A 24,015-nucleotide genomic window follows, 5' to 3' on the forward strand; every position below is an offset into this window, starting at 1 on the left:
TGCCTCAGACGACCCGTCCGACCCCCGCGGAGGCCCCCATGACCGACGACCTCGACGCCCGCGCGCGCGAGCTGGACCGCACGCACGTCTTCCACTCCTGGCTCGCCCAGGCGAACCTCGACCTGCCCGTCGTCGCCGGCGGATCCGGCAGCGTCGTGTGGGATCACGCCGGCCACCGGATGCTGGATTTCTCCAGCCAGCTGGTCAACGTCAACATCGGGCATCAGCACCCGGCCGTCGTCGCCGCCATTCAGGAGCAAGCGGGACGGCTGGCCACCATCGGACCGGCGACCGCGCACCTCGCCCGCGGCGAGGCCGCCGCCCGCATCCTCGGCAAGGCCCCCGAAGGCTTCGCGAAGGTGTTCTTCACCAACGGCGGCGCCGACGCCATCGAGAACGCCATCCGCATGGCGCGCCTGCACACCGCACGCGACACGGTGCTCTCGACCTACCGCTCGTACCACGGCAACACCGGCGCGGCCATCGTCGCCACCGGCGACTGGCGACGGATGCCGAACCAGTACGCCCGCGGACACGTGCACTTCTTCGGCCCCTACCTCTATCGCAGCGAGTTCTGGGCGACCACGCCCGAGGAAGAGGGCGCGCGCGCCCTCCGGCACCTGGAGCGCATGATCCAGTCCGAGGGCCCCGAGACCATCGCCGCCGTCCTGCTGGAGTCGGTTCCCGGCACCGCCGGCATCCTCATCCCTCCGCCCGGCTACCTCGCCGGCGTCCGCGCCCTGTGCGACCGCTACGGGATCGTGCTCATCCTCGACGAGGTCATGGCCGGATTCGGGCGCACCGGCCGCTGGTTCGCCTTCGAGGGCCACGACGTCGTGCCCGACCTCATCACCTTCGCCAAGGGGGTGAACTCCGGCTACGTGCCGGTGGGCGGCGTGATCATCTCGGCGGCGATCGCGGCGACGTTCGACGAACGGGTCTTCCCGGGGGGACTGACCTACTCCGGGCACCCCCTGGCCGCGGCATCCATCGTCGCCGCCATCGACGCGATGGAATCCGAGGGCATCGTCGACCACGCCGCGGCCATCGGCGAGAGCGACATCGGCCCGGGCCTCCGCGCACTCGCCGAGCGACATGACGTCATCGGCGAGGTGCGCGGCGAGGGCGTGTTCTGGGCGCTGGAGTTCGTCACCGACCGGCAGACCCGCGAGCCCGTCCCCGCGGCGTTCATCGGGCGACTCAAGGGCGAGCTCGTCGCGCGGGGCCTGCTGCCGTTCGTCGCCGAGAACCGGGTGCACGTCGTGCCCCCGTGCGTCGTCACCGCCGACGAGGTCGGTCAGGCGATGGAGATCTACGAAGACGCGCTCACGGCGGTCGCGGCCGGATGAGCCCGCCGCCCCGCTTGCGCCCGCCGCGCGCGGGCGCACACTGGTATGAGGCCCTCACGAGGGGCCTCCGATGGAGAGGACGAAGATGACCGACACCACGACTCTGGAGCAGACCCCGCGGTCCGCCACCGCGATCGTCGACCACTGGGTGGGAGGTGCCGCCTGGGCGGGTGAATCCGACCGCACCGGCGAGGTGTTCAACCCGGCGCTCGGCTCGGTGCAGCGGGAAGTGCGCATGGCGACCGCCGGCGACGTCGAGCAGGCCGTCGCCGTCGCGGTGGACGCCGCCGCCGTGTGGGCGGACACGTCGATCGCGAAGCGCCAGCAGGTGATGTTCGCGTTCCGCGAGATCGTCAATCAGCGCAAGGACGAGCTCGCCCGGATCCTCACCAACGAGCACGGCAAAGTGCTCTCGGACGCGCACGGCGAGATCGCACGAGGTCTCGAAGTCGTCGAGTTCGCGTGCGGACTCGGCCACCTCACCAAGGGCGCGTACAGCGAGAACGTCTCGAGCGGCATCGACGTGTACACGCTGCGCCAGCCGCTCGGGGTCGTCGGCATCATCAGCCCGTTCAACTTCCCGGCCATGGTGCCGATGTGGTTCTTCTCCATCGCACTCGCCGCCGGCAACGCCGTGATCCTCAAGCCCAGCGAGAAGGACCCGTCGGCGGCGAACTGGATGGCCGCCGCGCTCACCGAAGCCGGGCTCCCCGACGGCGTCTTCAACGTCGTCCACGGCGACAAGGTGGCGGTGGACGGCCTTCTCGAGCACCCCGACGTCCGGGCGATCTCGTTCGTGGGCTCGACCCCGATCGCCCGCTACGTCTACGAGACCGGCACGCGCGCCGGAAAGCGGGTCCAGGCTCTGGGCGGCGCGAAGAACCACATGCTGGTCCTCCCCGACGCCGACCTCGATCTGGCAGCGGATGCCGCCGTCAACGCGGGCTTCGGATCGGCCGGTGAGCGCTGCATGGCCATCTCGGTCGTGCTCGCCGTCGACACGGTAGCCGACGCGCTGGTGGAGAAGATCGCCGATCGGATGTCGCGGCTGCGGACGGGCGACGGCACGCGGGGCTGCGACATGGGCCCGCTCATCACCGGTGTCCACCGCGACAAGGTGGCCTCGTACGTCGATGTCGCCGCCGGCGACGGCGCCACGGTCGTGGTCGACGGTCGCGGCATCGAGGTCGACGGCGACCCCAACGGGTTCTGGGTCGGCCCCACCCTCATCGACCGGGTGCCGACCTCGTCTGCGGCCTACACGGACGAGATCTTCGGACCGGTGCTGTCGGTCGTGCGCGTCGAGGGGTACCAGGAGGGTCTGGACCTCATCAACTCCGGCGCGTTCGGCAACGGCACGGCCATCTTCACCAACGACGGCGGCGCCGCCCGCCGGTTCCAGCGCGAGGTGCAGGTCGGCATGATCGGCATCAACGTGCCGATCCCGGTGCCGGTGGCCTACCACTCGTTCGGCGGCTGGAAGGCGTCGCTGTTCGGCGACGCCAAGGCGTACGGGCCCCACGGGTTCGACTTCTACACCGCCGAGAAGGCCGTCACCTCGCGATGGCTCGACCCGTCGCACGGCGGCATCAACCTGGGGTTCCCCCAGCACACCTGATCCGGGGGCACCGGGCGCAGCGGCACCGCCTGAAGCGCCCGGTGCCCCAGAAAGCCCGGCGGCACCGGAGAGCGTGGTGCGCCGGGGGCGCTAGATCCAGCCCTGCTCCCACGCCCTGTCGGCGGCCTCGCGCCGTGACGGCGCGTCCAGCTTGATCATCGCCGAGGACAGATAGTTCCGGACCGTTCCCGGTGCCAGGTGCAGCTGCGCCGCGATCTGCTGCACGCTGAGGGTCGAGCGGCTGTGGCGGAGGACATCCAGCTCGCGGTCGGTGAGCGGACTGCGTTCGGCGGTGAGGGCGACCGCGGCGATCTCGGGATCGATGTAGCGTCGCCCGGCGGCGACCGTGCGGATGACGTCGGCAAGATGCTCCGCCGGCGTGGACTTCGGCACGAAACCGGACACTCTGGCCGCCAGGGCCCGCCTCAGCACCCCGGGGCGCGCATGCCTCGTGACGATGATGACCCGCGAGGGCACCGAGGCGAGGATCCGCCCGGCCGCTTCCAGCCCATCGGCCTCGGGCATCTCGAGGTCGAGCAGGCACACGTCGGGGCGATGACGCCTCGCCTCCTCGACGGCTCGCACGCCGTTGTCCGCCGTGGCGACGACCTCGATGTCGGGCTCGAGCTGCAGCAGAGCGACCAGAGCACCGCGGATGAGGTGCTCGTCATCGGCGACGAGCAGACGGATGCCGCCTTCCCCGCTGCCGGCCGGCGTCGGCTTCGCCGTGTTCACGACACGCCTTCCCCGGCGGAGACCGCCGCGCGCGCCTCTGGCGAGGCGGACTCCGGCACGACGGCCTGCAGCACGAATCTCCCACCCTCGATCCCCGCCTCGAGCGTCCCGCCCATCGCCACGATGCGCTCCCCCAGCCCGGCGAGTCCCGTGCCCGCCGTCCTCGCCGACGGCGCGAGCGGCACCGAGGCGGGGTCGGTCACCCCGTCGTTGACGATGCGAAGCAGCCAGCCGCCCGTCTGGCGGTCGCGTCCGGTGGCGATGACGACCTCGGCGGCGTCGCTGTGACGCAGGATGTTCGTCGTCGCCTCGCGGACGGTGAGGGCCAGGACGCTGCGGATGGCCTCGTCGGCGGGAAGGCCGTCGGATCGCAGCACGCACCGCGCTCCCGTCGCACCGAGGACCTCGCGGGCGTTGTGGAGTTCGTCATCGAGCGAGACCCGGCGGTAGCCGGCCACCAGGGAGCGGGTTTCGGCGAGCGCCCGATGCGCGATGGTGCGCACGTCGTGCAGGTTCTCGCGTGCCGCCTCGACGTCGACCGGGAGCAGTCGTTCGGCGAGCTCCGCCTTCAACGAGATCACCTGGAGATGATGCCCCTGTATGTCGTGCAGGTCGGAGGCGAATCGCAGTCGCTCACGCGCGACGGCGAGGGCGGCGGCGGCGCGCCGATGCTCGTCGAGCTCGACCACCACCTCCCAGAACCAGACGCTCGTCAGCAGCATGAAGGGCAGCATCGCGGCGTAGATCGCCGTCGGCCACGCACCGGACGAGGCGATGAAGGCGTGCGGGGGCGTCGTGATCGCTGCGGCGAGCGCGGCGTGTGCGACCAGGGCGACGGCAGCCACGGCCAGCAACGGCCATCTCCACCTGCGGTCGATCAGGCAGGCGACCAGGCACGACGCCGCCCACAGGGAAGCCGCCCCGAGGAAACCGGCGCCCGGCGTCGCGAGGGAGAGGATCCAGACCGCGGCGGCGAGCGCGACGAGCGCCACGGTCCATCCCGGCGCGGGCAGCCCCGCACCCCGGCCGCCGCGCAGATACCAGCAGAAGCGGATCTGCACCGCTCCCGCGGCCAGCTGAAGGACGATGATGGTCGCCATCAGAGCCTCGCTCTCCTGGCGGAACTCCTCGAGCATCATGAGCGCGACGAACACCGTGAAGAAGCCCATGAAGGCGACGATCGATCCGAGCGTGTAGAGCCATGTGGTGCGCACGCTGCGAGTGTCATCGGGGACCATCCCCCCGAGGGTAGACCAGTGACATCTGTCACGGTCCGCGGTGCGATTCCACCCGCTCTCCGGTGACGCGACGACACTGCCGCCGCCGCCGCCATGCGGCGCAGGATGGTCGTCGACCGTACCCGGACCCCGAGAGGAAACCATGATCGCCGCCCTGCAGGACTTCGCCGCCTCCTTCCCCGACTACGTGCAATGGCTCGGGGTGCTGCTGGTGTCGGCCATCCCCTTCGTGGAGTCCTACTTCGGCTCCGTCATCGGGGTGCTCATCGGCCTGCCGACCCCGGTCGCGATCGGCGCGGCCGTCGTGGGCAACGTCGTCTCGATGCTCGCCTTCGTCCTGTCGGCGCACCGGGTGCGCTCGCGGGTGCTCGCCGGGCGCGGCGGCCCCGATGCCGACCCGGCGGAGTCGCCTCGTCGCCAGAAGCTGCGCCTCGCCTTCGACCGATACGGCGTGGCGGGAGTCAGCCTGCTGGGGCAGACGATCCTGCCGAGTCAGATCACGTCGGCCGCGATGGTGTCGTTCGGGGCCAGCAGGAACGCCGTGATCCTCTGGCAGATCGTCTCGATCGCACTGTGGGGCGTCGCGTTCGGCATCCTCGCCACCCTGGGCGTCGAGCTCACCCGTTGACGGGCTCGGGGGCGAAGACGGTCACGGCGTGCGGGATCGCCGTGCAGCGCAGCGCGAAGTCGCCGTTCTGGGGCTCCAGCTCCCCGTCGTGCACATAGAGCGACGGATGGCCGGGACCGGGCCGAACCGTCATCTGGAATGTCGACACCACCAGGCGCTCCACGTCCGACCGCGGCGGCATGAGCCGCAGCACGCGCAGCACCGCGGCGGTCCGGCGCCCGAACGCGAGCGCGGCGATCGCGCGCAACCGTGATCCGCGGGCGTGATGGATGCGCACGTCGAGGGTGGCCTCCTCGAGGCTCTCGCGCTGCATCGACGCGACCCGTCGCGGATCGTTGCGTCCGACACCCACGAAGACCGACCACACCCGGGCCCTCCGGCCGTCGCGCACGATCTCGATCGGCTCGGCGGTGCGCATCGACCGCCACGCGGCCACGATGCCGCCGAGCCACTTGCCGAGATGTGCGCGCCGGCGGTCGCGCTCGTCGATGAGCTCGGGGTAGACGCCCACAGAGACCGCGTTGAGCGCCAGCCGCGGCGCATCGTCGCCCGCGGCGACCTCGACGGCGCTGACGTGTCGTGTCGTTCCGGCCTCGAACGCGTCGAGGGCGGCGCCGACATCCTCCATACCCGCCGTGCGGGCGAAGTGGTTGAAGGTCCCCCCGGGGAGCACGAGGAGAGGCAGCCCGTGCGCGCGTGCGAGGTCCGCCATCCGCGCGACCGAGCCGTCACCGCCGTAGACGCCGAGCACCGTCGGAGCGGGATCGGTCCGCATCGCGGCATCCACCGCGTCGGCCATGTCCTCGGACGGACCGAGCTCGTGGACGCGGGCGCCGGGGAGCCGGTCCCCGAGGTCTTCCCCCCCGAAGCGGATGACGTCGGCCCCGGACCGCGCGTTGCGGACGACGAGCAGCCCGCGCCCGCGCTCGGGATCGGCGGGGCGCGCGCGGTCGTCGGCGGGCGTGGGCATCGACTGAGGCTAGCCCACCGCTGCCGGCAACAGGGGGCGGTTCTCGTAGAAGGTCTGCAGGACGACCGTCGTGCGGGTGCTGACGGCGGCCGACTGGCGGATGTCGCGGATGAGCGTCTCGAGATCGCGCGGCGTCGCCACGCGGACGAAGAGGATGTAGCTGGCGTTGCCGGCGATCGAGTGACAGGCCTCGATCTCGGTGAGGTGCGCCAGCTGCTCGGGGGCGGTGTCCGGTTGCGCGGGGTCGAGCGGGGTGATCTCGATGAAGGCCGCGAGCGGCTTGCCGACCGCTTCGGGGTCCACGACCGCGCGGTAGCCGGTGATGACGCCGCGGGTCTCCAGGCGCTTCAGTCGCGCCTGCACCGCAGACACCGACAGTCCCACCACCGTCGACAGGTCACCCAGCGTGGTGCGGGCGTTCTGCGACATCTCTCGCACGATGACGGCGTCGACGGGATCGTCGACGCGGGACGGGTCGGCAGCAGCGGTCATGACATCCAGGGTAAGCCCGAACCGTAAATTTTCCTGCGCGAGAGCGCCGCACCGGGATGATCTTTAGAATCGCAGGCGACCACCCGTTCCGTGATGGAGAGCACATGACGATCACCACCCCCACGTCGCCCGCGTCGGCCCCGTCGCCGGCGGTCGCCGCCGAGGAGACCCCCTCGTGGCGCGCCCTGAAGTCCGCGACGACGGCGCTGCAGGCCTTCCAGGTGAAGGACGGTTCGATCCCGGATGCCGCGCACCACGCCGCGGCCCGCACCCACGTCGAGGTGATCACGACGGCGATCGACGACCTGCGGCCGCTCTTCCCGCATGACGGGGACTACCTCGCCGCGGCGATCCGCGATCTCGGACGGTGGGCCGGTGCCGGATTCGGTGTCCCCGACTTCCTCGACTCCCTGGTGGCGTTCCAGCCGCAGCAGCATCGCGTCGACGGCCTGCGCCACCTGGTGGTCTTCCCCATGTACACGCAGAACGGCTCCACCGACCGCCGCCTCGAGGCCGTCCTCGTCGAGGTGATCTGGCCGGAGTTCATCGCACGGCTCGAATCCGAGTACACCAACGCGCTGTTCGTGTCGCTGCGCCTGGTGGATTTCACCCCCGGCTACGACACCAACTCCGCCGTGCTCTTCCCCGAGACCGTCGCCATGCGCGAGGTCCCGACCTTCACGTGGGGTGCGATCTTCCAGGACCGCGAGGCGGCCCGGTACCGCCGGGTCGTACGGGCCGCCGCCGAGATCACCAAGCTCGATCTGCCGGCGGACGCGGCACGCATGCTCGATGACCAGGAGCTCACCGAGAAGACGTTCGTGATGTGGGACATCATCCACGACCGCACGCACATGCGCGGCGACCTGCCGTTCGATCCGTTCATGATCAAGCAGCGCATGCCGTTCTTCCTGTACTCGCTCGAGGAGCTCCGCTGCGACCTGACGGCGTTCCGCGAGTGCGTGGCGATCCAGCGCCGGCTGCAGGGCCGCCTCGACGACGGTGCAGACCTCGACGACGCCGAGCGCCAGATGCGGGAGCACGCCGGCCTGGTGCAGTACGCCGTGCTCTTCGACCGCATCTTCCGGTTCGCCATCACCGGCACGCGCGTGCGCAACTACGACGGTGTGGGAGGACAGCTGCTGTTCGCGTGGCTGCACCAGCGCGGGGTGCTGCACTGGACCGACACGGCGCTGACGGTCGACTGGGACGGCGTCCCGGACGCGGTCATGGCCCTCGGCGACGCCATCGACGAGCTGTACTGGCGCTCGATCGACCGACCCAAGACCGCTCACTGGCTCGCCGCCTACGAGCTCGTCCGCGCAGTGCTCACTCCGCACCCCGCTTCCGCGTGGGCGCGAGGACTGCCCGACGACGTGCTCGCCGGGGCGCCGAAGGGCTTCACCGACGCGGTGCTGGACGACGAGTTCCCCCTGTCGATGTTCTACGAGGCGCTCGAGAAGAAGATGCGAGCCGTCATCGACTCCACCGCCGGCATCACGGGCCGCGACCGGTGACGGTCGCCGGACGCACGGTGCTCCTGGCGGGCGCGACCAGCGCGGTCGGGCTCGCCACCGCGCGCGCACTCGCCCGGGCGGACGCGCGGGTCGTCGCCGTCGGCCGTGACCGGGGCAAGCTCGATGTGCTGGCCGAGGCCGTGCCCGACATCGTCACCGTGGCGTGCGATCTCACGGATGAGGCCGATGTCGACCGACTCGCCACCCGTGTGCATGAGGGGCAGGACACCGTCGACGGGCTCGTGCATCTGGTGGGCGGCTGGCGGGGCGGGGGGGCTCGCGGGCCAGACGGAAGCGGACTACCGGTTCCTCGAGAGGTCGCTGACCGCCCTCCGGCATGTCTCCCGCGCCTTCGACGACGACCTGCGCCGGTCGGATGCGGGGCGATCGGCGATCGTCTCGTCGCCGGCGGTGTCGCGTCCCCTCGCGGGAGGCGCCAACTACGCGGCGGTCAAGGCCGCGAGCGAGGCCTGGGCCCGGGCCGTGGCGCAGGGGTTCGCGAAGGATGCGCGAGATCGCGCTGCGACGCCGAGCGCGGCGTCCGTCATCTTCCGTGTGAACTCCCTCGACCCGCTCGTGGAGGAACTCGCCGATGCGGTCGTCGGGCTCTGGAGCACCGACGCCGCCGCGCTCAACGACACCGTGATCGAGCTGACCTGACCCGCGTGCGTCACGCCCGATAACGCAGACCCTGCGGTCGGGATCGCTGCGTCGCCTGCCAGCGGTCCGCATAGGCGTGGTCGGTGCGTGCGAGATACTCCCGCACCCCGTCGAACGCGACCGGATGCCGCCGCTCGAGCATCGACAGAAGGTGCGGTGTGCCGAGGCCGTACGGGTCATCGCGCAGCACCGAGAGCTTCACCGCCGGCAGCCGCGGACGTGCGCCGAGCGCGCGATCGGCCAGGGCCGCCGAGACGTTCCACTCGGGCTGCCGCGCGCGCTGCACCGTGCGCCGTACCCACCCCGCCACTCGCCGCCACCTGCGGTCGCGGACGTGCGCGGCGACCTCGGCGCCGTGGGCCCGCGCGGCGCCGATCAGGCGGTCGCGGAGACCAGGTCGATAGAACGCCCCGATGGACAGGCCGCCGTCACGCATCGCGGTGCCGAGTCCGACCTCGGACGACGCGATGACCCGGTCGCGGTCCGCGTCGACCTCGACCGTGCGCCAGAACGCGGAGAAGGCGGGGGATGCCAGCGCCCGCGGGCCGAACACCAGGAAGTAGGACTGCAGGTGGGGCGCGAAACCGTAGCCCGGGGTGAGTCCCCACACGTCCGCGTCGCGGCGCCCGAGGATCTCGTCGAAGGGGACCAGAGGCAGGACGGCGCTGTCGTTGACGACGATCAGCTCGCCCAGCGTCGAGAGGTCGAGCAGGTCGATCCCGGCGCGGTAGCCGGCGAAGTCATGGCCGGTGTTGGCGCGTTCGAGGACTTCGACGCCCACGGGCAGGCGGCCGCGCGTCTCGGCGTCGATGCCGGACGTCGAGACCACGACCACGCGCGCCGCGACGACGGCCAGGGCATCGATGAGACGCACGACGTGGGGCGCGACGGCGCCGTCGGCGTCGAAGTGCGCGAGCACCGCAGCCCGGCGGTCGCGGCCGACGGGGCGCCGGTGAGCGGCGGTCATCCTCCGACGCGGTCCGGGGTGTCGGGTGCGCCCGCCGCCACCGCCCTCGCCGTCGTGCCGGCTGCGGGCTCGGTGCCCGCAGCCTCGTCAGGGCGCACGGACCCCGTCGTGCCCTGGAAGCTCTCGGACAGCAGGCGGTAGGACCGCGTCGTGAAGGCCAGGAGGGCGAGGGCCACCATGATGAGGCCGGCGAAGAAGAACACCAGCGCGATCCCGCGGGCCTCGCCGTCGCCCAGGAGCCATCCCCACGTCCGCTCCCCCTCATCCGTGCGCATGAACGGGATGATCATGAACTCGGCGATGGGAGCGATCAGGAAGGCCGTGACGGGCGCCGCGGCGGACTCGACCGCAGCGGCGAAACCGAAGACGCGACCCTGGCGCCGGAACGGCACCACCTTCTGGATCACCGTCTGCTCGGCCGACTCGACCACCGGGATGATCACCATGTACAGCCAGATCCCCACGGCGTACAGCCACCACCACTCGCGGATCGTGAAGAACGCACCGAGCAGGCCCATCACGATCACGATCCGCAGCATCGTGCGGATCGGGTTGCGCCCGAGCCCGAACTTGGCCACCAGCAGTCCGCCGATGATGAACCCGGTCGCGGTGACGCCGAGCACGATCCCCCAGATCTGCACCGGGAACAACGTGAGCCCGTAGGGATCCATGAGCGCCATGTAGACGCCGCCGATGAGGTTGTTGAACGTGGAGAAGATGATGAGCGCGAACAATCCCTGCACGGCGCGGACGGCGGCGATGCTGCCCTTGAGGTCGATCGCCGACCTGCTGCCGTCGGCGATCGGCTGCTCCTCGGGGATCCGCAGCAGCAGCAGATGCCCGAGAGCGGCGGCGGTCAGCACGATCGAGATCAGCAGGGTCCAGCCCATCCCGAGGAAGCCGATCGCCAGGCCGGAGAAGACGCTCGTGACGATGAACGCCACACCCTGCACGGTCCCGACGAGTCCGTTCGCGTTGGCATGGCGCTCGACCGGGACGAGGAGGGTCACGGTGGTCGACAAGGCGATGTTGCGCATGTGCTCGACGACCGAGCCGAACAGGATGATGCCCGCGAACGCCCAGAACCACGGCCCGCCCAGGTCGACGAGCGCGGACTCGGGCTGCAGCAGGTACACGACCCCCGCGACGAGGAACGACGCGAGACTGACGACGCTCGAGAGCACCATGACGGCGTGCTTGCGATGCCGGTCGACGATGGTGCCGAAGAGCATCGCGAAGAAGGCGATCAGCAGCATGTAGGCGCCGCCGATGATGCCGGTGGCCAGCACCGAGCGCGTCTCGAGGTACACCCAGAAGGTCAGCGCGAACCACAGGAAGCTCGTGGTGATGTTCGCGGCGGCGGTGTTGACCAGCACGTGCGCGAACGTGCGCATCCCACCCGGCGGCGGCTGCACGGCGCTCTGCGTCTCGGCGGTCGGCGCATCGGCGCCGTCGGGCGCGGCGTTCTGCGGCGGTGGCGGCGACGCGTCGTCCGCAGCCGGAGGAGTTTCGGTCACGATCGCGAGGGTACTCCCGCCCGGCGACATCCGCCTCGGTGCCCTCGGCCCGCGGGGGCCTTAGGCTGGGACGTCGTGACCACGATCCACGACCCGAACGTCCGCGGCTTCGCCTCGGACAACTACTCCGGAATCCACCCCGAGGTGCTCTCCGCCATCGCAGCGGCCAATGACGGCCACCAGGTGGCGTACGGGGAAGACGACTACACCGCGCGGCTCCAGCAGGTGATGACCGGGCACTTCGGCGACGGCGTGACCGCCTTCCCCGTCTTCAACGGCACCGGGGCGAACGTGGTCGGTCTGCAGTCCATGCTGCCGCGATGGGGCGCGGTGATCGCCGCGGCATCCGCCCACATCAACGTGGACGAGGGCGGAGCCCCGGAGCGCGTGGCGGGCATCAAGCTGCTCACGGTGCCGACGACGGACGGCAAGCTCACCCCCGACCTCATCGACCGCGAGGCCTGGGGCTGGGGTGACGAGCACCGCGCGCAGCCTCTCGTGGTGTCCATCACCCAGTCCACCGAGCTCGGCACGCTGTACACCGCCGACGAGATCCGCACGATCGCCGATCACGTCCACGCCCGCGGTATGCGACTGCACATGGACGGCGCCCGCATCTCCAACGCCGCCGCCGCGCTCGACCTGCCGCTGCGCGCCTTCACGCGCGACGCCGGCGTGGACGTGCTGAGCTTTGGCGGCACCAAGAACGGGGCGATGCTCGGCGAGGCGATCGTGGTGCTCGACCCCGCGGCGGCCGACGGCCTGGTGTTCCTGCGCAAGCTCAACATGCAGCTGTCGTCGAAGATGCGCTTCGTGTCGGCGCAGCTGGTGGCGCTGCTGGAGGGCGACCTGTGGCTGCGCAACGCGCGGCACGCCAACGCCATGGCCCAGCGCCTGCGCCAGGGCGTCGAGTCCGGCCTTCAGGACGGGTCGATCCGGGGCGTCTCGTTCAGCCAGCCGACGCAGGCCAACGGCGTGTTCGCCGTCCTGCCCGCCGGCGTCGCCGACCGGCTGCGGGAGTCGTTCCGCTTCTACGATTGGGACGCGGCGCGCAACGAGGTGCGGTGGATGTGCTCGTTCGACACGACCGAGGCCGACATCGACGCGTTCGTCGCGGCGATCGCCCGCGAGACCTCCGCGGCCTGACCGCGGCGGGTCACTCCCCCGCGAGCCAGGCGCGGTACGCCTCGAACGACGTCGGACGGCCGAGGAACGACTCCACGAGGTCGCGGGCGTCGCGGCTGCCGCCGGGCTCGAGGATCTCGGCGCGGTACCGGGCCGCGGTGTCGGGGTTCATGAGGTCTCCCTCGAACGCCGACAGCAGGTCCCGGGCGATGACGAGGCTCCACTGGTACGTGTAGTAGCACGCGCCGTAGCCCGTGAGGTGTCCGAATCCGGCGTAGGAGTGCCGGCCGGCGAGCGGCTGGACCGGACTGGTCTCGGCGTAGATGCGCTCGGTCGCCGCCTGCAGGTCCGCGGGTCGCTGCACGTGCAGGCGGTACGAGACGCTCGCATGGCCGAGCTGCCGCCGCACCTCGAGCGCGCGACCGAAGGCGTCGGCGGTGCGCATGCGGGCGACGAGGTCGGCCGGGATCGGCTCCCCCGCTTCGTTCGAGGTGAAGCGCGCGAGGACGGCCGGATCCCACGCCCACTCCTCGAGCAGCTGGCTGGGCGCCTCGACGAAGTCCCACTCGGTCGCGACGCCGCTGAAGCGGGCCCACCGCTGGTCGCCGCCGAGGATCCCGTGCACGAGGTGGCCGAACTCGTGGAAGAAGGTCACGACCTCGTCGTGCGTCATGAGGCCCCGGGCGAAGTTGCACAGCAGCACCGACTCGGGAAGCTGCCGGCCGCGAACCCCGGGAACCAGCCCGAAGCACGCCGCGTGGCTGAACTTGCCCTCGCGCGGATGCATGTCGAGGTGGATGCGGCCCAATCGCACGCCGTCGCGCAGCACGTCGTACGAGTGGACGTCCTCGTGCCACGCGCCGGCGTCGACCGGCACGTACTCGACGTCCAGCAGCGCCGACGTCGTCTCGAGCACACCCGGGAGCACCCGCTCGAAGCGGAAGTACGATCGCACCTCCTGCGCATCCACGCCGTGGCGCTCGTTCTTCAGCGCACCCAGCACGTACCAGAAGTCAGCGATCGTGACCGCCTGCGCAGTGGGGTCGTCCTGCCGCAGACGCGCGAGCAGCTCGGGATACTCCGCATCGGCCGCGGCGGCGGACGCGGCATCCAGCCGATCCAGGAACCTCGGGATCTCCGCACCGGCGCCGATCATGCGCGGCTCGGTCTCGTAATCGGCCCAGTCGGTGTAGCCGAGGAGGGCGGCGCGCTCGGCCCTCACGTCGAGGAGCTCGGTCAGGACGGGGTCGTTGTCCGGCCACGCGAGGTCGTTGTAGGCGCCGACGAGCGCGGCGCGCGTGGCTCGGTCGCTGGCATATTCCCGCACCGGCATGAGGTCGGGGTAATCCGTGGTGAGGGCGACGAGACCGTCGTCGCCGACCGGGTGGGACTCGACGAAGTCCCGGGGCAGCCCGGCCAGGGCCTCGGGTGAGACGCGGATCTCTCGCCGCCCCTCGCGGATGTTGCGCGAGAACGTGAGGCTCAGCGCGGTATCGCGCTCGGTGAGCTCGCGCACGCGCTCGCGGGAGGCGTCGTCGAGATCGACGCCGCCCCGGCGGAAGTCCCGCCGGATGAAGGCGAGCAGCCGCCGCGCATCCTCAGGCAGGCCGTCATCCGCGGCGTGTGCGAACGCCGCCCACAGCCGTCGGTCCACCAGGCGGCCGTTCGATACGGCTTCGGTCAGCTCCACCTGCGCCTCGGCGGTCGCGCGCACCGACGCGTCGGGGTGCGATTCGCTGATGAGATACGACTCGTGCAGCGCCTCGGCGAGCGCGAGCTCGGCGTCGTTCCACAGCTCGAGGAGGTCGAGCACGCCGCGATCGGCCGGCTCGCGCAGCGTCGCGTCGATCGTCTCGACGAGCGCGCGTCGCTCGGCGGGCCGATCGGCGGCGAAGGCGAGCCAGCCGTCGAGGTCGGCGGGGAAGGTCAGCGGTTCGAGGCCGGTCATCCTCCGAGCCTATGCGGGCCGCGGTGTCAGCGCAGCGCGCCGACGCTGGCCAGCGCGAGCCGCACGAGCGTTCCGCGACCGCCCTCCATCTCGGAGGCAAGCGCGTCCGAGGACGCCTCCTCGGGCGACAGCCAGGTGACCTCGAGCGCGTCCTGTCGCGGTTCGCACGTGCCGGTGACCGGCACGACGAACGCCAGCGAGACCGCGTGCTGCCGGTCGTCGTGGAACGCGCTGACACCGGGGATGGGGAAGTACTCGGCGACGGTGAACGGCACCGGCTGCGGCGGCAGCATCGGGAACGCCATGGGACCGAGGTCGTTCTCGAGGTGGCGGAAGAGGGCGTCGCGCACCGTCTCGCCGTAGCGGATGCGACCCGACACGATGGTCCGGGTGATCTCGCCGACGGGGGTGGCCCGCAGCAGGATCCCGACCTGCGTCACCTGCCCCATGCCGTCGGTTCGCACCGGGATGCCTTCGACGTAGAGCATCGGCATCCGTCGGCGGGCCTCGGCGAGTTCGATGTCGCTCAGCCATGCCGGGTTGGACACGTTGCCCGGCGGCGGGCCGAAGGGCTCGTCGCCGGCGGGCTCGGGATCAGGGGTGCGCACCGACATGCCTCTTGTATACCCCCTCGGGGTCGGGATGCCGCGTCGTACCCCGGTGGCAGGATGGCAGGCATGTCGGAACCGCTCTCCCTCGACACGGCAGCCGTGCTGTGGTCGCACGAACCCGCCGACCGTCCCGGGCGCCACCTCCTGGTGCTCCTCCACGGCTACGGGGCGGACGAACACGACCTGTTCGGCCTCCGTCCCCACCTTCCCGACGATGTCGTCGTCGCCGCCCCGGCGGCCCCGCTCGCTCCGCCGTGGCCGTCTCCCGGACGGTCCTGGTATCCGATCGAGGGGCTCGACGGCCGCGACCCGGCACGCGTCACGGCGGCGGCCCACGCTCTGGTGGACTGGATCGACGCACAGGCGGCGGATGCGGCATCCGTCGGTCTGCTGGGATTCTCGCAGGGCGCCGCGGTGGCCCTGCAGGCTCTGCGACTCGCGCCCGCCCGCTTCGCCTATGCGGTGAACCTCAGCGGGTACGTCGCGCCCGGGCCGTTGCCGGGCGACGCCGAGCTCGCCGAGCGACGGCCGGCGGTGTTCTGGGGTCGGGGATCGCGCGACGACGTCATCCCCGCGGCCATGATCGCCCACTCGGTGGAGTGGCTTCCGGCCCACGCCGACCTGTCAGGACGCGTGTACGAGGGCCTCACGCACAGCGTGTCGGAGCAGGAGCTCGCCGACGTGCGGACCTTCCTCGACAAGCAGCTCGCCGCGGTGAGCGCCTCGACATCCCCGCCCGACCCGCGCTAGAGTGTCTCGTCCTGTCCCCGACGTGAGGAAAGAACGTGACAGAGATCGTCGCGACCGCGCTGTGACCACGCGCTGATCCGTCGATCCTTCGACGTGCCGGCGCCCCGTTCCTGCGCTGACCGTCGATCCGGCCGCTCTTTTCGAGCCCCCTCCACGTCCTCCGGGTTCTCCGGCACGCGTGCATGCGGGAACCTCGTGCAGGCCGCCCCCGACACGTCAGCGCCCGCTGACCCCGGAGGCACTCATGCCCGCACCCCTCGCTTCATCCCCCACGGTCGTCCTCGACCGGCTCTCGTACCGCTGGCCCGACGGCTCCCCCGCTCTCGACGACGTGTCGGGCGCCATCGGATCGGGCCGCACCGGCCTCGTCGGCCGGAACGGCTCGGGAAAGTCCACCCTGCTGCGCCTCATCGCCGGCGACCTCACCCCGACCTCGGGGCACGTCGCACACACCGGCGAGGTCGCCTGGCTGCCGCAGCAGGTGACGCTGGACGTCGATCGCACCGTCGCCGATCTGCTCGGCGTCGGTACGGCCCTGCGCGCGCTCCGGCGCATCGAAGCCGGCGACCCCGACCCGCACAACTTCGACGAGGTCGGCACCGACTGGGACGTCCAGGCACGCGCCGAGGCAGCATTGGCCGACGCCGGCCTCGCCCCCGACATGCTCGACCGCCGCGCGGGAGAGCTCTCGGGCGGCGAGGTCGTCCTCGCCGCGATCACCGGGATCCGCTTGCGCGGGGCGCCCATCACCCTGCTGGACGAACCGACCAACAACCTCGATCGAGACGCGCGGACCCGGCTGTACGACCTCGTCACCCGCTGGCGCGGGGCCCTCGTCGTCGTCAGCCACGACGTCGCGCTGCTCGACCTGATGGACGAGACCGCCGAGCTCTACGGCGGCGGGCTGTCGGTGTTCGGCGGTCCGTACTCGCCGTGGCGCGCCTGGCTCGAAACCGAGCAGGATGCCGCACGGCAGGCCGAGCGCGCGGCGGCGCAGGTGGTGCGTCGCGAGAAGCGCGAACGCATCGAGGCCGAGACCAAGCTCGCCCGCCGGGCCGCGTACGGCCGGAAGGCGCAGCTCGACAAGCGCGTCCCGCCGATCGTCGCCGGCGGTCTCAAGCGCGCGGCCGAGGTGTCGGCGGGCAGGATGCGCACCGAGAAGAGTCAGCGCGAGGCGTCGGCGCGGTCTGTCCTGGATGCCGCGGAGCGCCGTGTCCGTGAGGACGACGCCGTGCGGATCGACCTGCCCGACCCCGGCGTCCCCGCCGCGCGGCGGCTGGCGACGCTGACGGACGGCGAGCGCACACACCTCGTGCAGGGCCCGGAGCGGGTCGCCCTGGTGGGCCCGAACGGGGTCGGCAAGACGACACTGCTCGAGCACCTCGTCGGAGCGGGGCGGGCCGGCGAGACGGCATCCGTTGCGCACCGCGCCACGGCCCACACCGACCGCATCGGCTATCTTCCGCAGCGGATCGACGGGCTGGATGACGAGTCGTCCGTCCTCGAGATCGTGCGAGCCGCCGCACCGGGCGTCGGCGATGTGGCGCTGCGCAACCGCCTCGCCCGCTTCCTCATCCGCGGCGCGGCGGTGGAGCGGCCGGTGGCCACGTTGTCCGGGGGTGAGCGGTTCCGTGTGGCGCTGGCCCGGCTGCTGCTCTCCGACCCTCCGCCGCAGCTGCTGGTGCTCGACGAGCCGACCAACAATCTGGACCTCGACACGGTGGATCAGCTGGTCGCAGCACTGTCGGCCTATCGGGGTGCCGTGGTGGTGGTCAGCCATGACGATGTGTTCCTCTCGCGGATCGGCGTCGACCGGATGCTGCACCTGCAGCCCGACGGAACGCTGACCGCGGCCATCCTGACCACCTGAGGCGCGTCCACCTGAGGCGGGTGGCCTCAGGACGGGGGCGCGCCTCGGGTGCGCGCCCCCGTGATCCGGCCGGCGGCTCCGCTGTCAATCCCGCCCCGCTGTCGGAGGCGGGGACCAAGATGGAGGGATGAGTGCGCCTCAGACGAGCGGCGGCGGGCCGGATGCGACCCACGCCGTGCTCGAGCGCTTCGGACCGGCGACCCGGGACTGGTTCCGCGGCGCGTTCCCGCGTCCCACCGACGCGCAGGTCGGCGCCTGGGAGGCGATCTCGGCGGGCCGGAATGCGCTCGTGGTCGCCCCGACCGGATCGGGCAAGACCCTGTCGGCCTTCCTGTGGGCGATCGACCGCGTCTTCCGCGAGCCGTACGACACCGGCGGGTCTCGCGCCCGCCGCGGCGGCGACAGCGGCACGACCCCTCGCGCGGGCCGCACGCGGGTGCTCTACATCTCGCCGCTCAAGGCGCTGGGCGTCGACGTCGAGCGGAACCTGCGCTCCCCCCTCGTGGGCATCGGCCAGGCCGCGCGGCGGCTGGGGATCGACGTTCCCGACGTCACGGTCGGGGTGCGCTCGGGCGACACCACGTCGAGCGACCGCCGGAAGCTCGTGCAGACGCCGCCCGACATCCTCATCACCACGCCCGAATCGCTCTACCTCATGCTCACCAGCCAGGCGGGTGAGACGCTGCGCGACGTCCATACCGTCATCGTCGACGAAGTCCATGCCGTGGCGGCCACCAAACGGGGCGCGCACCTCGCTGTGAGCCTCGAGCGCCTCGACGCCCTGCGTCGCGCCCATGATCCCGCCGCGCCCGCCGCGCAGCGCATCGGGCTCTCGGCCACGGTGCGCCCGATCGACGAGGTGGCGCGCTTCCTGGGCGGCGCGGCGCCGGTCGAGATCGTGGCCCCGCGCGCGACCAAGGCCTTCGACATGCGGGTGATCGTGCCGATCGAAGACATGCTCAACCCTCCGCCGCCGCCCGGCAGCGCCCCGGCGCCGGGGCCTCGCGACGGTGCCGATCGCGACGGTGCCGATCGGGATGCCGCCGACACGGCGCCGGCCATCGACGAGGACTGGTTCGCCGACCGCGACGGCACCGGCCGCACCGCAGGGCCCGACGGCGCCGGCTACGACGGCGGGGCCGAGGCGACGGGGTCGGTGTGGCCGCACGTGGAGGAGGCGATCGTCGACCGCATCCTCGCTCACCGGTCGACCATCGTCTTCTGCAACTCGCGCCGCCTGGCCGAGCGCCTGACCGGACGCCTCAACGAGATCTACGAAGAGCGACTGGGCATCCCCGCTCCCGCCGACGCCGCGCCGCCCGCGGCGATGATGGCGCAGGCCGGATCCAGCGCGGGCGCGGCTCCGGTGCTGGCCAAGGCCCACCACGGATCGGTGTCGAAGGAGCAGCGCGCGCAGGTCGAGGAGGAGCTGAAGTCCGGCATCCTGCGCTGCGTCGTCGCCACGAGCAGCCTCGAACTGGGCATCGACATGGGAGCGGTCGACCTCGTGATCCAGGTCGAAGCCCCGCCCAGCGCCGCATCGGGCCTGCAGCGCATCGGCCGCGCCGGACACCAGGTCGGAGAAGTCAGCCGCGCGGCGCTGTTCCCCAAGCACCGCAGCGACGTCCTGCACACCGCGATCGTGACGGAGCGGATGCTGGCCGGTCGTATCGAGGCGATCGCGATCCCGCAGAACCCCCTCGACATCCTGGCGCAGCAGACGGTGGCCGCCTGCGCGCTCGGGCCCATCGACGTCGAAGGATGGTACGAGACGCTCAAGCGGAGCGCCCCGTTCCGCTCGCTCCCGCGGTCGGCGTACGAGGCCACACTCGACCTCATCGCCGGACGCTTCCCGTCCGACGAGTTCGCCGAGCTGCGCCCGCGGGTCGTCTGGGACCGCGACGCGGGCACCCTCACCGGTCGCCCGGGATCGCAGCGGATCGCGGTCACCAGCGGCGGGACGATCCCCGACCGCGGGCTGTTCGGCGTCTTCGTCGCGGGCGAGTCGCAGAACGCCCGCGTCGGGGAGCTCGACGAAGAGATGGTGTACGAATCGCGGGTGAACGACGTGTTCACCCTCGGCACGACCAGCTGGCGGATCGTCGAGATCACGCACGACCGCGTCAACGTGGTGCCCGCGTTCGGCCAGCCCGGCAAGCTGCCGTTCTGGCACGGCGACGGCATCGGCCGCCCCGCAGAGCTCGGCGAGGCGCTCGGCCGCTTCTCACGGGAGGTCTCGGCCGCCGACCCGGCGAAGGCCCATGAGCGGCTCGAAGAGGCGGGCCTGGACGAACGCGCCATCGGCAACCTCATGTCCTACCTCGCCGAACAGCGCGAAGCAACCGGAACGCTGCCCACCGACCGCTCCCTCACCGTCGAGCGCAGCCGCGACGAGGTCGGCGACTGGCGCGTCATCCTGCACTCGCCCTTCGGCATGCAGGTCCACGCCCCCTGGGCGCTCGCCGTCAACGCCCGCATCCGCGAGCGGCTGGGCGTCGAGGGCTCCGCCGTCGCCAGCGACGACGGCATCATCGCGCGCATCCCCGACGCGACCGCCGAACCGCCCGGAGCCGAGCTGTTCGTCTTCGACCCCGACGAGCTCGAGCAGATCGTCACCGAAGAGGTCGGCGGTTCGGCGCTGTTCGCGTCGCGGTTCCGGGAGTGCGCGGCCCGCGCCCTGCTGCTGCCGCGACGCAACCCCGGCCGCCGCAGTCCGCTGTGGCAGCAGCGACAGCGCTCGGCCCAGCTGCTCGAAGTCGCCCGGCGCCATCCGACGTTCCCGATCATCCTCGAGACCCTCCGCGAGGTCCTGCAGGACGTGTACGACGTGCCGGCGCTGCTGGGCATCGTGCGCGGCATCGGCGAGCGCCGCATCCGCCTGGTCGAGACCACCACGACGCAGCCCTCGCCGTTCGCCCGCGACCTGCTGTTCGGCTACGTCGGCGCGTTCATGTACGAGGGCGACTCGCCGCTGGCCGAACGCCGGGCGGCCGCGCTGTCGGTGGATCCCGCGCTGCTGAGCGAGCTGCTCGGCAAGATCGAGATGCGCGAGCTCCTCGACCCCGACGTGATCGCGCAGTTCGAGCGCGAGGCGCAGCGACTCGACCCCGACCGGCGAGTGCGGGGCGCCGAGGGAGTGGCGGACCTGCTGCGCCTGCTCGGCCCCCTCGACGCCGCCGAGGTGGCGCTGCGGCTGCGACCCGCCGCCGACGTCGACGACGAAGCCGACGCGCCGATGCCGGCCACCGAGGCCGAGGCGGCCGCACTCCTGGACGCCCTCATCACCGCCCGCCGGGCCATCCCCGTCACCCTCGCCGGGCACGCGCGGGTGGCCGCCATCGAAGACGCCGGCCGCCTGCGCGACGCCCTCGGCGCCGCCCTTCCCGTCGGCATCCCGAACGCCTTCCTCGAACCCCTGGCCGACCCGCTCGGCGATCTGGTCGCCCGGCACGCGCGCACCCACGGTCCGTTCCGGACGGATGCCGTCGCCGAACGCCTCGGCATCGGCATCGCCGTGGCGCGCCTGACCCTGCAGCGCCTCGAGGCCCAGGGGCGGCTGGCCAGCGGCTACTTCCTCCCCGCGGCCGGCGCGGGCGCGGACGACCAGACGGAGTGGTGCGACGCCGAGGTGCTCCGCCGACTGCGGATGCGCTCGCTGGCGGCGATCAGGGGAAGCGTCGAACCGGTCCCGCAGGATGCGTTCGCGCGGTTCTTGCCCACGTGGCAGCACGTGACGCGTCCGCTCGAGGGGGTCGACGGGGTGGCGGCCGTCATCGAGCAGCTCGCGGGGGTGCCGCTTCCGGCCAGCGCCTGGGAGTCGCTGATCCTGCCCTCCCGCGTCGCCGACTACACGGCGGGCATGCTGGACGAGCTCACGTCGACCGGCGAGGTCGTCTGGACCGGGCACGGCGCTCTTCCCGGACGCGACGGCTGGGTGGCCCTGCACCCGGCCGACGGCCTCACCCTCACCCTCCCCGAGCCGGAGGACGACGTCGCCTCCGACTCCCTCGACGCCCGCGTGCTCGCCGCGCTCGACGGTGGCGGGGCCTACTTCGCCGGGCAGCTGAAGAGCCTCGCCGATGCGGAGAACGAGCAGTCCGTGGTCGAGGCGCTGTGGCGGCTGACCTGGGCGGGCCGGGTGACCAACGACACGTTCGCGCCGGTGCGGACCCTGCTCGCGGGTGGCAAGACCGCGCACCGCACCGCTCGCCGAGCTCCTCGCGCCCGCATGTACCGTGGCGCCGCCGTCCGCACGGTCGCAGCCGCGACGCCGGCGCGGCCGTCGGCCGTCGGCGGCCGCTGGTCGCTGCTGCCCGCCCCCGAGGCCGACCCGGTCCTGCGGGCGACGGCCACGGCGAGCCTGCTCCTGGACCGCTACGGCGTGGTCACGCGCGGGTCGGTGCAGGCGGAGGCGGTGCCCGGGGGCTTCGCGCAGACCTACCGCATCCTCGCGGGCTTCGAGGATGCCGGGCACTGCCGTCGCGGGTACGTCATCGAGAAGCTGGGAGCTGCCCAGTTCGCCGCGTCCGCCACGATCGACCGCATCCGCGAGTTCGCCTCGGCGGGCGACCCGCCTCCGAAGCGCGCCGTCACCCTCGCCGCGACCGATCCCGCCAATCCGTACGGCGCCGCGCTGGTATGGCCCGCCCTGGAAGGGGTCGGCCACCGCCCCGGGCGCAAGGCCGGCGGGCTGGTGGTGCTCGTCGACGGCTTCCTGACGCTGTACCTCGAGCGCGGCGGGAAGTCGGCGCTCGTCTTCACCGACGACGACGCCGCCCTGGCGGCTGCCGCGCGCGACCTGGTCGCCACCGCCCGCACCCGACGGCTGGACACCCTCACGATCGAGCAGGTGAACGGCGAGTTCGTCTACGGGACGGGCATCGGCCGAGCGCTGCGGGATGCCGGGTTCGTCGAGTCGCCGCGTGGCCTGACCCTCCGCCGGCTCACCGCCGGCGACGCCGCGCGAGAGGCCGCCCGTGCCTGAGGGCGACACCGTCTACCGCGCCGCTCATCGGCTCGACGCGGCGCTCGCGGGCGGCGTCGTCACGCGCTTCGAGTTGCGGGTGCCGCAGGCGGCGACGGTCGACCTCACCGGCGAGATCGTGCACGGGGTCGTGCCGCGGGGCAAGCACCTGCTCCACCGCATCGGCGACGTCACCCTCCACTCGCACCTGAAGATGGAGGGCCGCTGGGACGTGTACCGCCCGGGCGACCGCTGGCGCCGACCCGCCTACACCGCGCGCGCGGTCGTGACCGCGCGCGTCCCCGACGGCACGGAGTGGGAGACCGTGGGATTCGACCTCGCCGACATCTCGGTCGTCCCCACGCGCGAAGAGGATCGACTCGTCGGGCACCTCGGTCCCGACCCGCTCGCCGACGACTGGGATCCGGGCGAAGCGGCACGCCGCCTGGGGTCCGACCACCGGGCCGTCCACGTCGCCCTCCTCGATCAGCGCAACGTGGCGGGTTTCGGGAACGAGTACGCCAACGAGATCCTCTTCGTGCGCGGCATCCTGCCCGATGTCCCGGCCGACGAGACCGACACGGCGGCGATCATCGATCTCGGCGCGCGCATGATCCGAGCGAACCGCGACCGCAGCGGACGCACCTTCACCGGCGACGCCCGTCCGGGCCGTTCCACGTGGGTCTACGGCCGCGAGAATCGCGCCTGCCGCCGCTGCGGCACACGGATCCGCAGCGGCTCGCTGGGGGCCGACCCCACGCGCGAGCGCAACGTCTTCTGGTGCCCGACGTGCCAGAAGGCGCCCGCGACCTGACGCGGCGGACGATCTGTCGCATGCGCCCTTCCCCGCACGGGATCGTGCCCGGATGCCGGTGAGGAAACGCCACGTTTTCCATACCGTTACACAACTCCGGACGATCTGTCGGGCGGCGACCGGCCCGTCCGCGGATCGTCCGGTTCGCGCGCGCGACCATTGCACCGCCGGGGACCGCGTGTATTGAATGACGACAACATTCCACCGCCGGGCGGCGAGGCCCGACGCGATCAGGAGGGCCTC

The 24,015-nt window shown here is 72.1% G+C and carries 18 protein-coding genes; 10 read left to right on the forward strand and 8 right to left on the reverse strand.

Translation table 11 applies throughout. From position 1 onward, the window contains the following. Window positions 1-38 precede the first annotated feature (38 nt). Entirely contained in the window at window positions 39-1,349 is a 1,311-nt protein-coding gene (locus NFR93_RS08175) for an aspartate aminotransferase family protein (RefSeq protein WP_251451823.1), read from the forward strand. A gap of 85 nt (window positions 1,350-1,434) precedes the next feature. Further along, window positions 1,435-2,967: a CoA-acylating methylmalonate-semialdehyde dehydrogenase gene (locus tag NFR93_RS08180; protein ID WP_251451826.1), complete on the forward strand. Its 1,533-nt coding sequence runs from the start codon at window positions 1,435-1,437 to the stop codon at window positions 2,965-2,967. 90 nt (window positions 2,968-3,057) lie between these two features. Here NFR93_RS08180 and NFR93_RS08185 read toward each other — a convergent pair whose 3' ends face one another. Both NFR93_RS08185 and NFR93_RS08190 read right to left on the reverse strand, forming a co-directional pair. Then, window positions 3,058-3,702 (reverse strand): response regulator transcription factor, encoded by a 645-nt coding sequence (locus tag NFR93_RS08185; RefSeq protein WP_251451829.1) that lies wholly within the window; start codon window positions 3,700-3,702, stop codon window positions 3,058-3,060. Then, entirely contained in the window at window positions 3,699-4,916 is a 1,218-nt protein-coding gene (locus tag NFR93_RS08190) for a sensor histidine kinase (RefSeq protein WP_251451832.1), read from the reverse strand. Before NFR93_RS08190 ends, NFR93_RS08185 begins: the two co-directional genes overlap by 4 nt. A 166-nt stretch (window positions 4,917-5,082) precedes the next feature. On the opposite strand from NFR93_RS08190, the gene NFR93_RS08195 reads away from it, so the two are divergent. Further along, window positions 5,083-5,568 (forward strand): hypothetical protein, encoded by a 486-nt coding sequence (locus NFR93_RS08195; protein WP_251451835.1) that lies wholly within the window; start codon window positions 5,083-5,085, stop codon window positions 5,566-5,568. On the opposite strand, the gene NFR93_RS08200 is transcribed toward NFR93_RS08195, so the two are convergent. Together NFR93_RS08200 and NFR93_RS08205 are read right to left on the reverse strand one after the other, a co-directional pair. Beyond that, window positions 5,558-6,538 (reverse strand): diacylglycerol/lipid kinase family protein, encoded by a 981-nt coding sequence (locus tag NFR93_RS08200; RefSeq protein ID WP_251451837.1) that lies wholly within the window; start codon window positions 6,536-6,538, stop codon window positions 5,558-5,560. The two genes, NFR93_RS08195 and NFR93_RS08200, sit on opposite strands and share 11 nt — an antisense overlap. A gap of 9 nt (window positions 6,539-6,547) precedes the next feature. Continuing rightward, window positions 6,548-7,030, reverse strand: a complete 483-nt coding sequence (locus NFR93_RS08205) for an Lrp/AsnC family transcriptional regulator (RefSeq protein WP_251451840.1) — start codon at window positions 7,028-7,030, stop codon at window positions 6,548-6,550. 104 nt (window positions 7,031-7,134) lie between these two features. Here NFR93_RS08205 and NFR93_RS08210 point away from each other — a divergent pair, with 104 nt between their 5' ends. Then, the gene (locus NFR93_RS08210) at window positions 7,135-8,547 is read left to right on the forward strand and encodes a DUF6421 family protein (protein ID WP_251451843.1); all 1,413 of its coding nucleotides are present in this window, start codon (window positions 7,135-7,137) and stop codon (window positions 8,545-8,547) included. A 17-nt stretch (window positions 8,548-8,564) separates the two neighbouring features. Next, window positions 8,565-9,230, forward strand: coding sequence for an SDR family NAD(P)-dependent oxidoreductase (locus NFR93_RS08215; protein WP_353049911.1), 666 nt, complete (start codon window positions 8,565-8,567; stop codon window positions 9,228-9,230). Here the strand turns inward: NFR93_RS08215 and NFR93_RS08220 are convergent. Together NFR93_RS08220 and NFR93_RS08225 are read right to left on the reverse strand one after the other, a co-directional pair. Then, window positions 9,218-10,174, reverse strand: coding sequence for a rhamnan synthesis F family protein (locus NFR93_RS08220; RefSeq protein ID WP_251451846.1), 957 nt, complete (start codon window positions 10,172-10,174; stop codon window positions 9,218-9,220). The genes NFR93_RS08215 and NFR93_RS08220 overlap by 13 nt on opposite strands. Next, window positions 10,171-11,568 carry an MFS transporter gene (locus NFR93_RS08225; protein ID WP_251452983.1) on the reverse strand — a complete coding sequence of 466 codons (1,398 nt, stop codon included), beginning with the start codon at window positions 11,566-11,568 and terminating at the stop codon, window positions 10,171-10,173. Before NFR93_RS08225 ends, NFR93_RS08220 begins: the two co-directional genes overlap by 4 nt. A gap of 198 nt (window positions 11,569-11,766) precedes the next feature. On the opposite strand from NFR93_RS08225, the gene NFR93_RS08230 reads away from it, so the two are divergent. Then, window positions 11,767-12,837: a threonine aldolase family protein gene (locus NFR93_RS08230; protein ID WP_251451849.1), complete on the forward strand. Its 1,071-nt coding sequence runs from the start codon at window positions 11,767-11,769 to the stop codon at window positions 12,835-12,837. A 10-nt stretch (window positions 12,838-12,847) separates the two neighbouring features. Here NFR93_RS08230 and NFR93_RS08235 read toward each other — a convergent pair whose 3' ends face one another. Together NFR93_RS08235 and NFR93_RS08240 are read right to left on the reverse strand one after the other, a co-directional pair. Beyond that, window positions 12,848-14,764, reverse strand: a complete 1,917-nt coding sequence (locus tag NFR93_RS08235; RefSeq protein ID WP_251451851.1) for a M3 family metallopeptidase — start codon at window positions 14,762-14,764, stop codon at window positions 12,848-12,850. 26 nt (window positions 14,765-14,790) lie between these two features. Beyond that, complete coding sequence (locus NFR93_RS08240; protein WP_251451854.1) at window positions 14,791-15,378, reverse strand: NUDIX hydrolase family protein; 588 nt, start codon at window positions 15,376-15,378, stop codon at window positions 14,791-14,793. Between the two features lie 63 nt (window positions 15,379-15,441). On the opposite strand from NFR93_RS08240, the gene NFR93_RS08245 reads away from it, so the two are divergent. The 4 genes from NFR93_RS08245 to NFR93_RS08260 all read left to right on the forward strand — a co-directional run bounded on the left by NFR93_RS08245 (window position 15,442) and on the right by NFR93_RS08260 (window position 23,772). After that, complete coding sequence (locus NFR93_RS08245; RefSeq protein WP_251451856.1) at window positions 15,442-16,125, forward strand: alpha/beta hydrolase; 684 nt, start codon at window positions 15,442-15,444, stop codon at window positions 16,123-16,125. Between the two features lie 244 nt (window positions 16,126-16,369). Continuing rightward, a complete protein-coding gene (locus tag NFR93_RS08250) occupies window positions 16,370-17,995 on the forward strand; it encodes an ABC-F family ATP-binding cassette domain-containing protein (protein ID WP_251451859.1) in 1,626 nt (541 codons plus the stop codon). A 127-nt stretch (window positions 17,996-18,122) separates the two neighbouring features. Continuing rightward, window positions 18,123-22,979 carry an Lhr family ATP-dependent helicase gene (locus NFR93_RS08255; protein ID WP_251451862.1) on the forward strand — a complete coding sequence of 1,619 codons (4,857 nt, stop codon included), beginning with the start codon at window positions 18,123-18,125 and terminating at the stop codon, window positions 22,977-22,979. Beyond that, window positions 22,972-23,772, forward strand: coding sequence for a DNA-formamidopyrimidine glycosylase family protein (locus NFR93_RS08260; RefSeq protein WP_251451865.1), 801 nt, complete (start codon window positions 22,972-22,974; stop codon window positions 23,770-23,772). Before NFR93_RS08255 ends, NFR93_RS08260 begins: the two co-directional genes overlap by 8 nt. Window positions 23,773-24,015: the final 243 nt, after the last annotated feature.

This window comes from Microbacterium sp. Marseille-Q6648 (assembly GCF_943181415.1).
Classification (GTDB): Bacteria; Actinomycetota; Actinomycetes; order Actinomycetales; family Microbacteriaceae; genus Microbacterium.

What these genes read in the sequence shown, in the direction of transcription:
- NFR93_RS08245 (WP_251451856.1), top strand. Translation starts at nt 15,442, where the DNA reads ATGTCGGAACCGCTCTCCCTCGACACGGCAGCCGTGCTGTGGTCGCAC.
- NFR93_RS08210 (WP_251451843.1), top strand. Translation starts at nt 7,135, where the DNA reads ATGACGATCACCACCCCCACGTCGCCCGCGTCGGCCCCGTCGCCGGCG.
- NFR93_RS08175 (WP_251451823.1), top strand. Translation starts at nt 39, where the DNA reads ATGACCGACGACCTCGACGCCCGCGCGCGCGAGCTGGACCGCACGCAC.
- NFR93_RS08195 (WP_251451835.1), top strand. Translation starts at nt 5,083, where the DNA reads ATGATCGCCGCCCTGCAGGACTTCGCCGCCTCCTTCCCCGACTACGTG.
- NFR93_RS08250 (WP_251451859.1), top strand. Translation starts at nt 16,370, where the DNA reads ATGCCCGCACCCCTCGCTTCATCCCCCACGGTCGTCCTCGACCGGCTC.
- NFR93_RS08180 (WP_251451826.1), top strand. Translation starts at nt 1,435, where the DNA reads ATGACCGACACCACGACTCTGGAGCAGACCCCGCGGTCCGCCACCGCG.
- NFR93_RS08235 (WP_251451851.1), bottom strand. Translation starts at nt 14,764, where the DNA reads ATGACCGGCCTCGAACCGCTGACCTTCCCCGCCGACCTCGACGGCTGG.
- NFR93_RS08225 (WP_251452983.1), bottom strand. Translation starts at nt 11,568, where the DNA reads ATGCGCACGTTCGCGCACGTGCTGGTCAACACCGCCGCCGCGAACATC.
- NFR93_RS08255 (WP_251451862.1), top strand. Translation starts at nt 18,123, where the DNA reads ATGAGTGCGCCTCAGACGAGCGGCGGCGGGCCGGATGCGACCCACGCC.
- NFR93_RS08200 (WP_251451837.1), bottom strand. Translation starts at nt 6,538, where the DNA reads ATGCCCACGCCCGCCGACGACCGCGCGCGCCCCGCCGATCCCGAGCGC.
- NFR93_RS08220 (WP_251451846.1), bottom strand. Translation starts at nt 10,174, where the DNA reads ATGACCGCCGCTCACCGGCGCCCCGTCGGCCGCGACCGCCGGGCTGCG.
- NFR93_RS08240 (WP_251451854.1), bottom strand. Translation starts at nt 15,378, where the DNA reads ATGTCGGTGCGCACCCCTGATCCCGAGCCCGCCGGCGACGAGCCCTTC.
- NFR93_RS08205 (WP_251451840.1), bottom strand. Translation starts at nt 7,030, where the DNA reads ATGACCGCTGCTGCCGACCCGTCCCGCGTCGACGATCCCGTCGACGCC.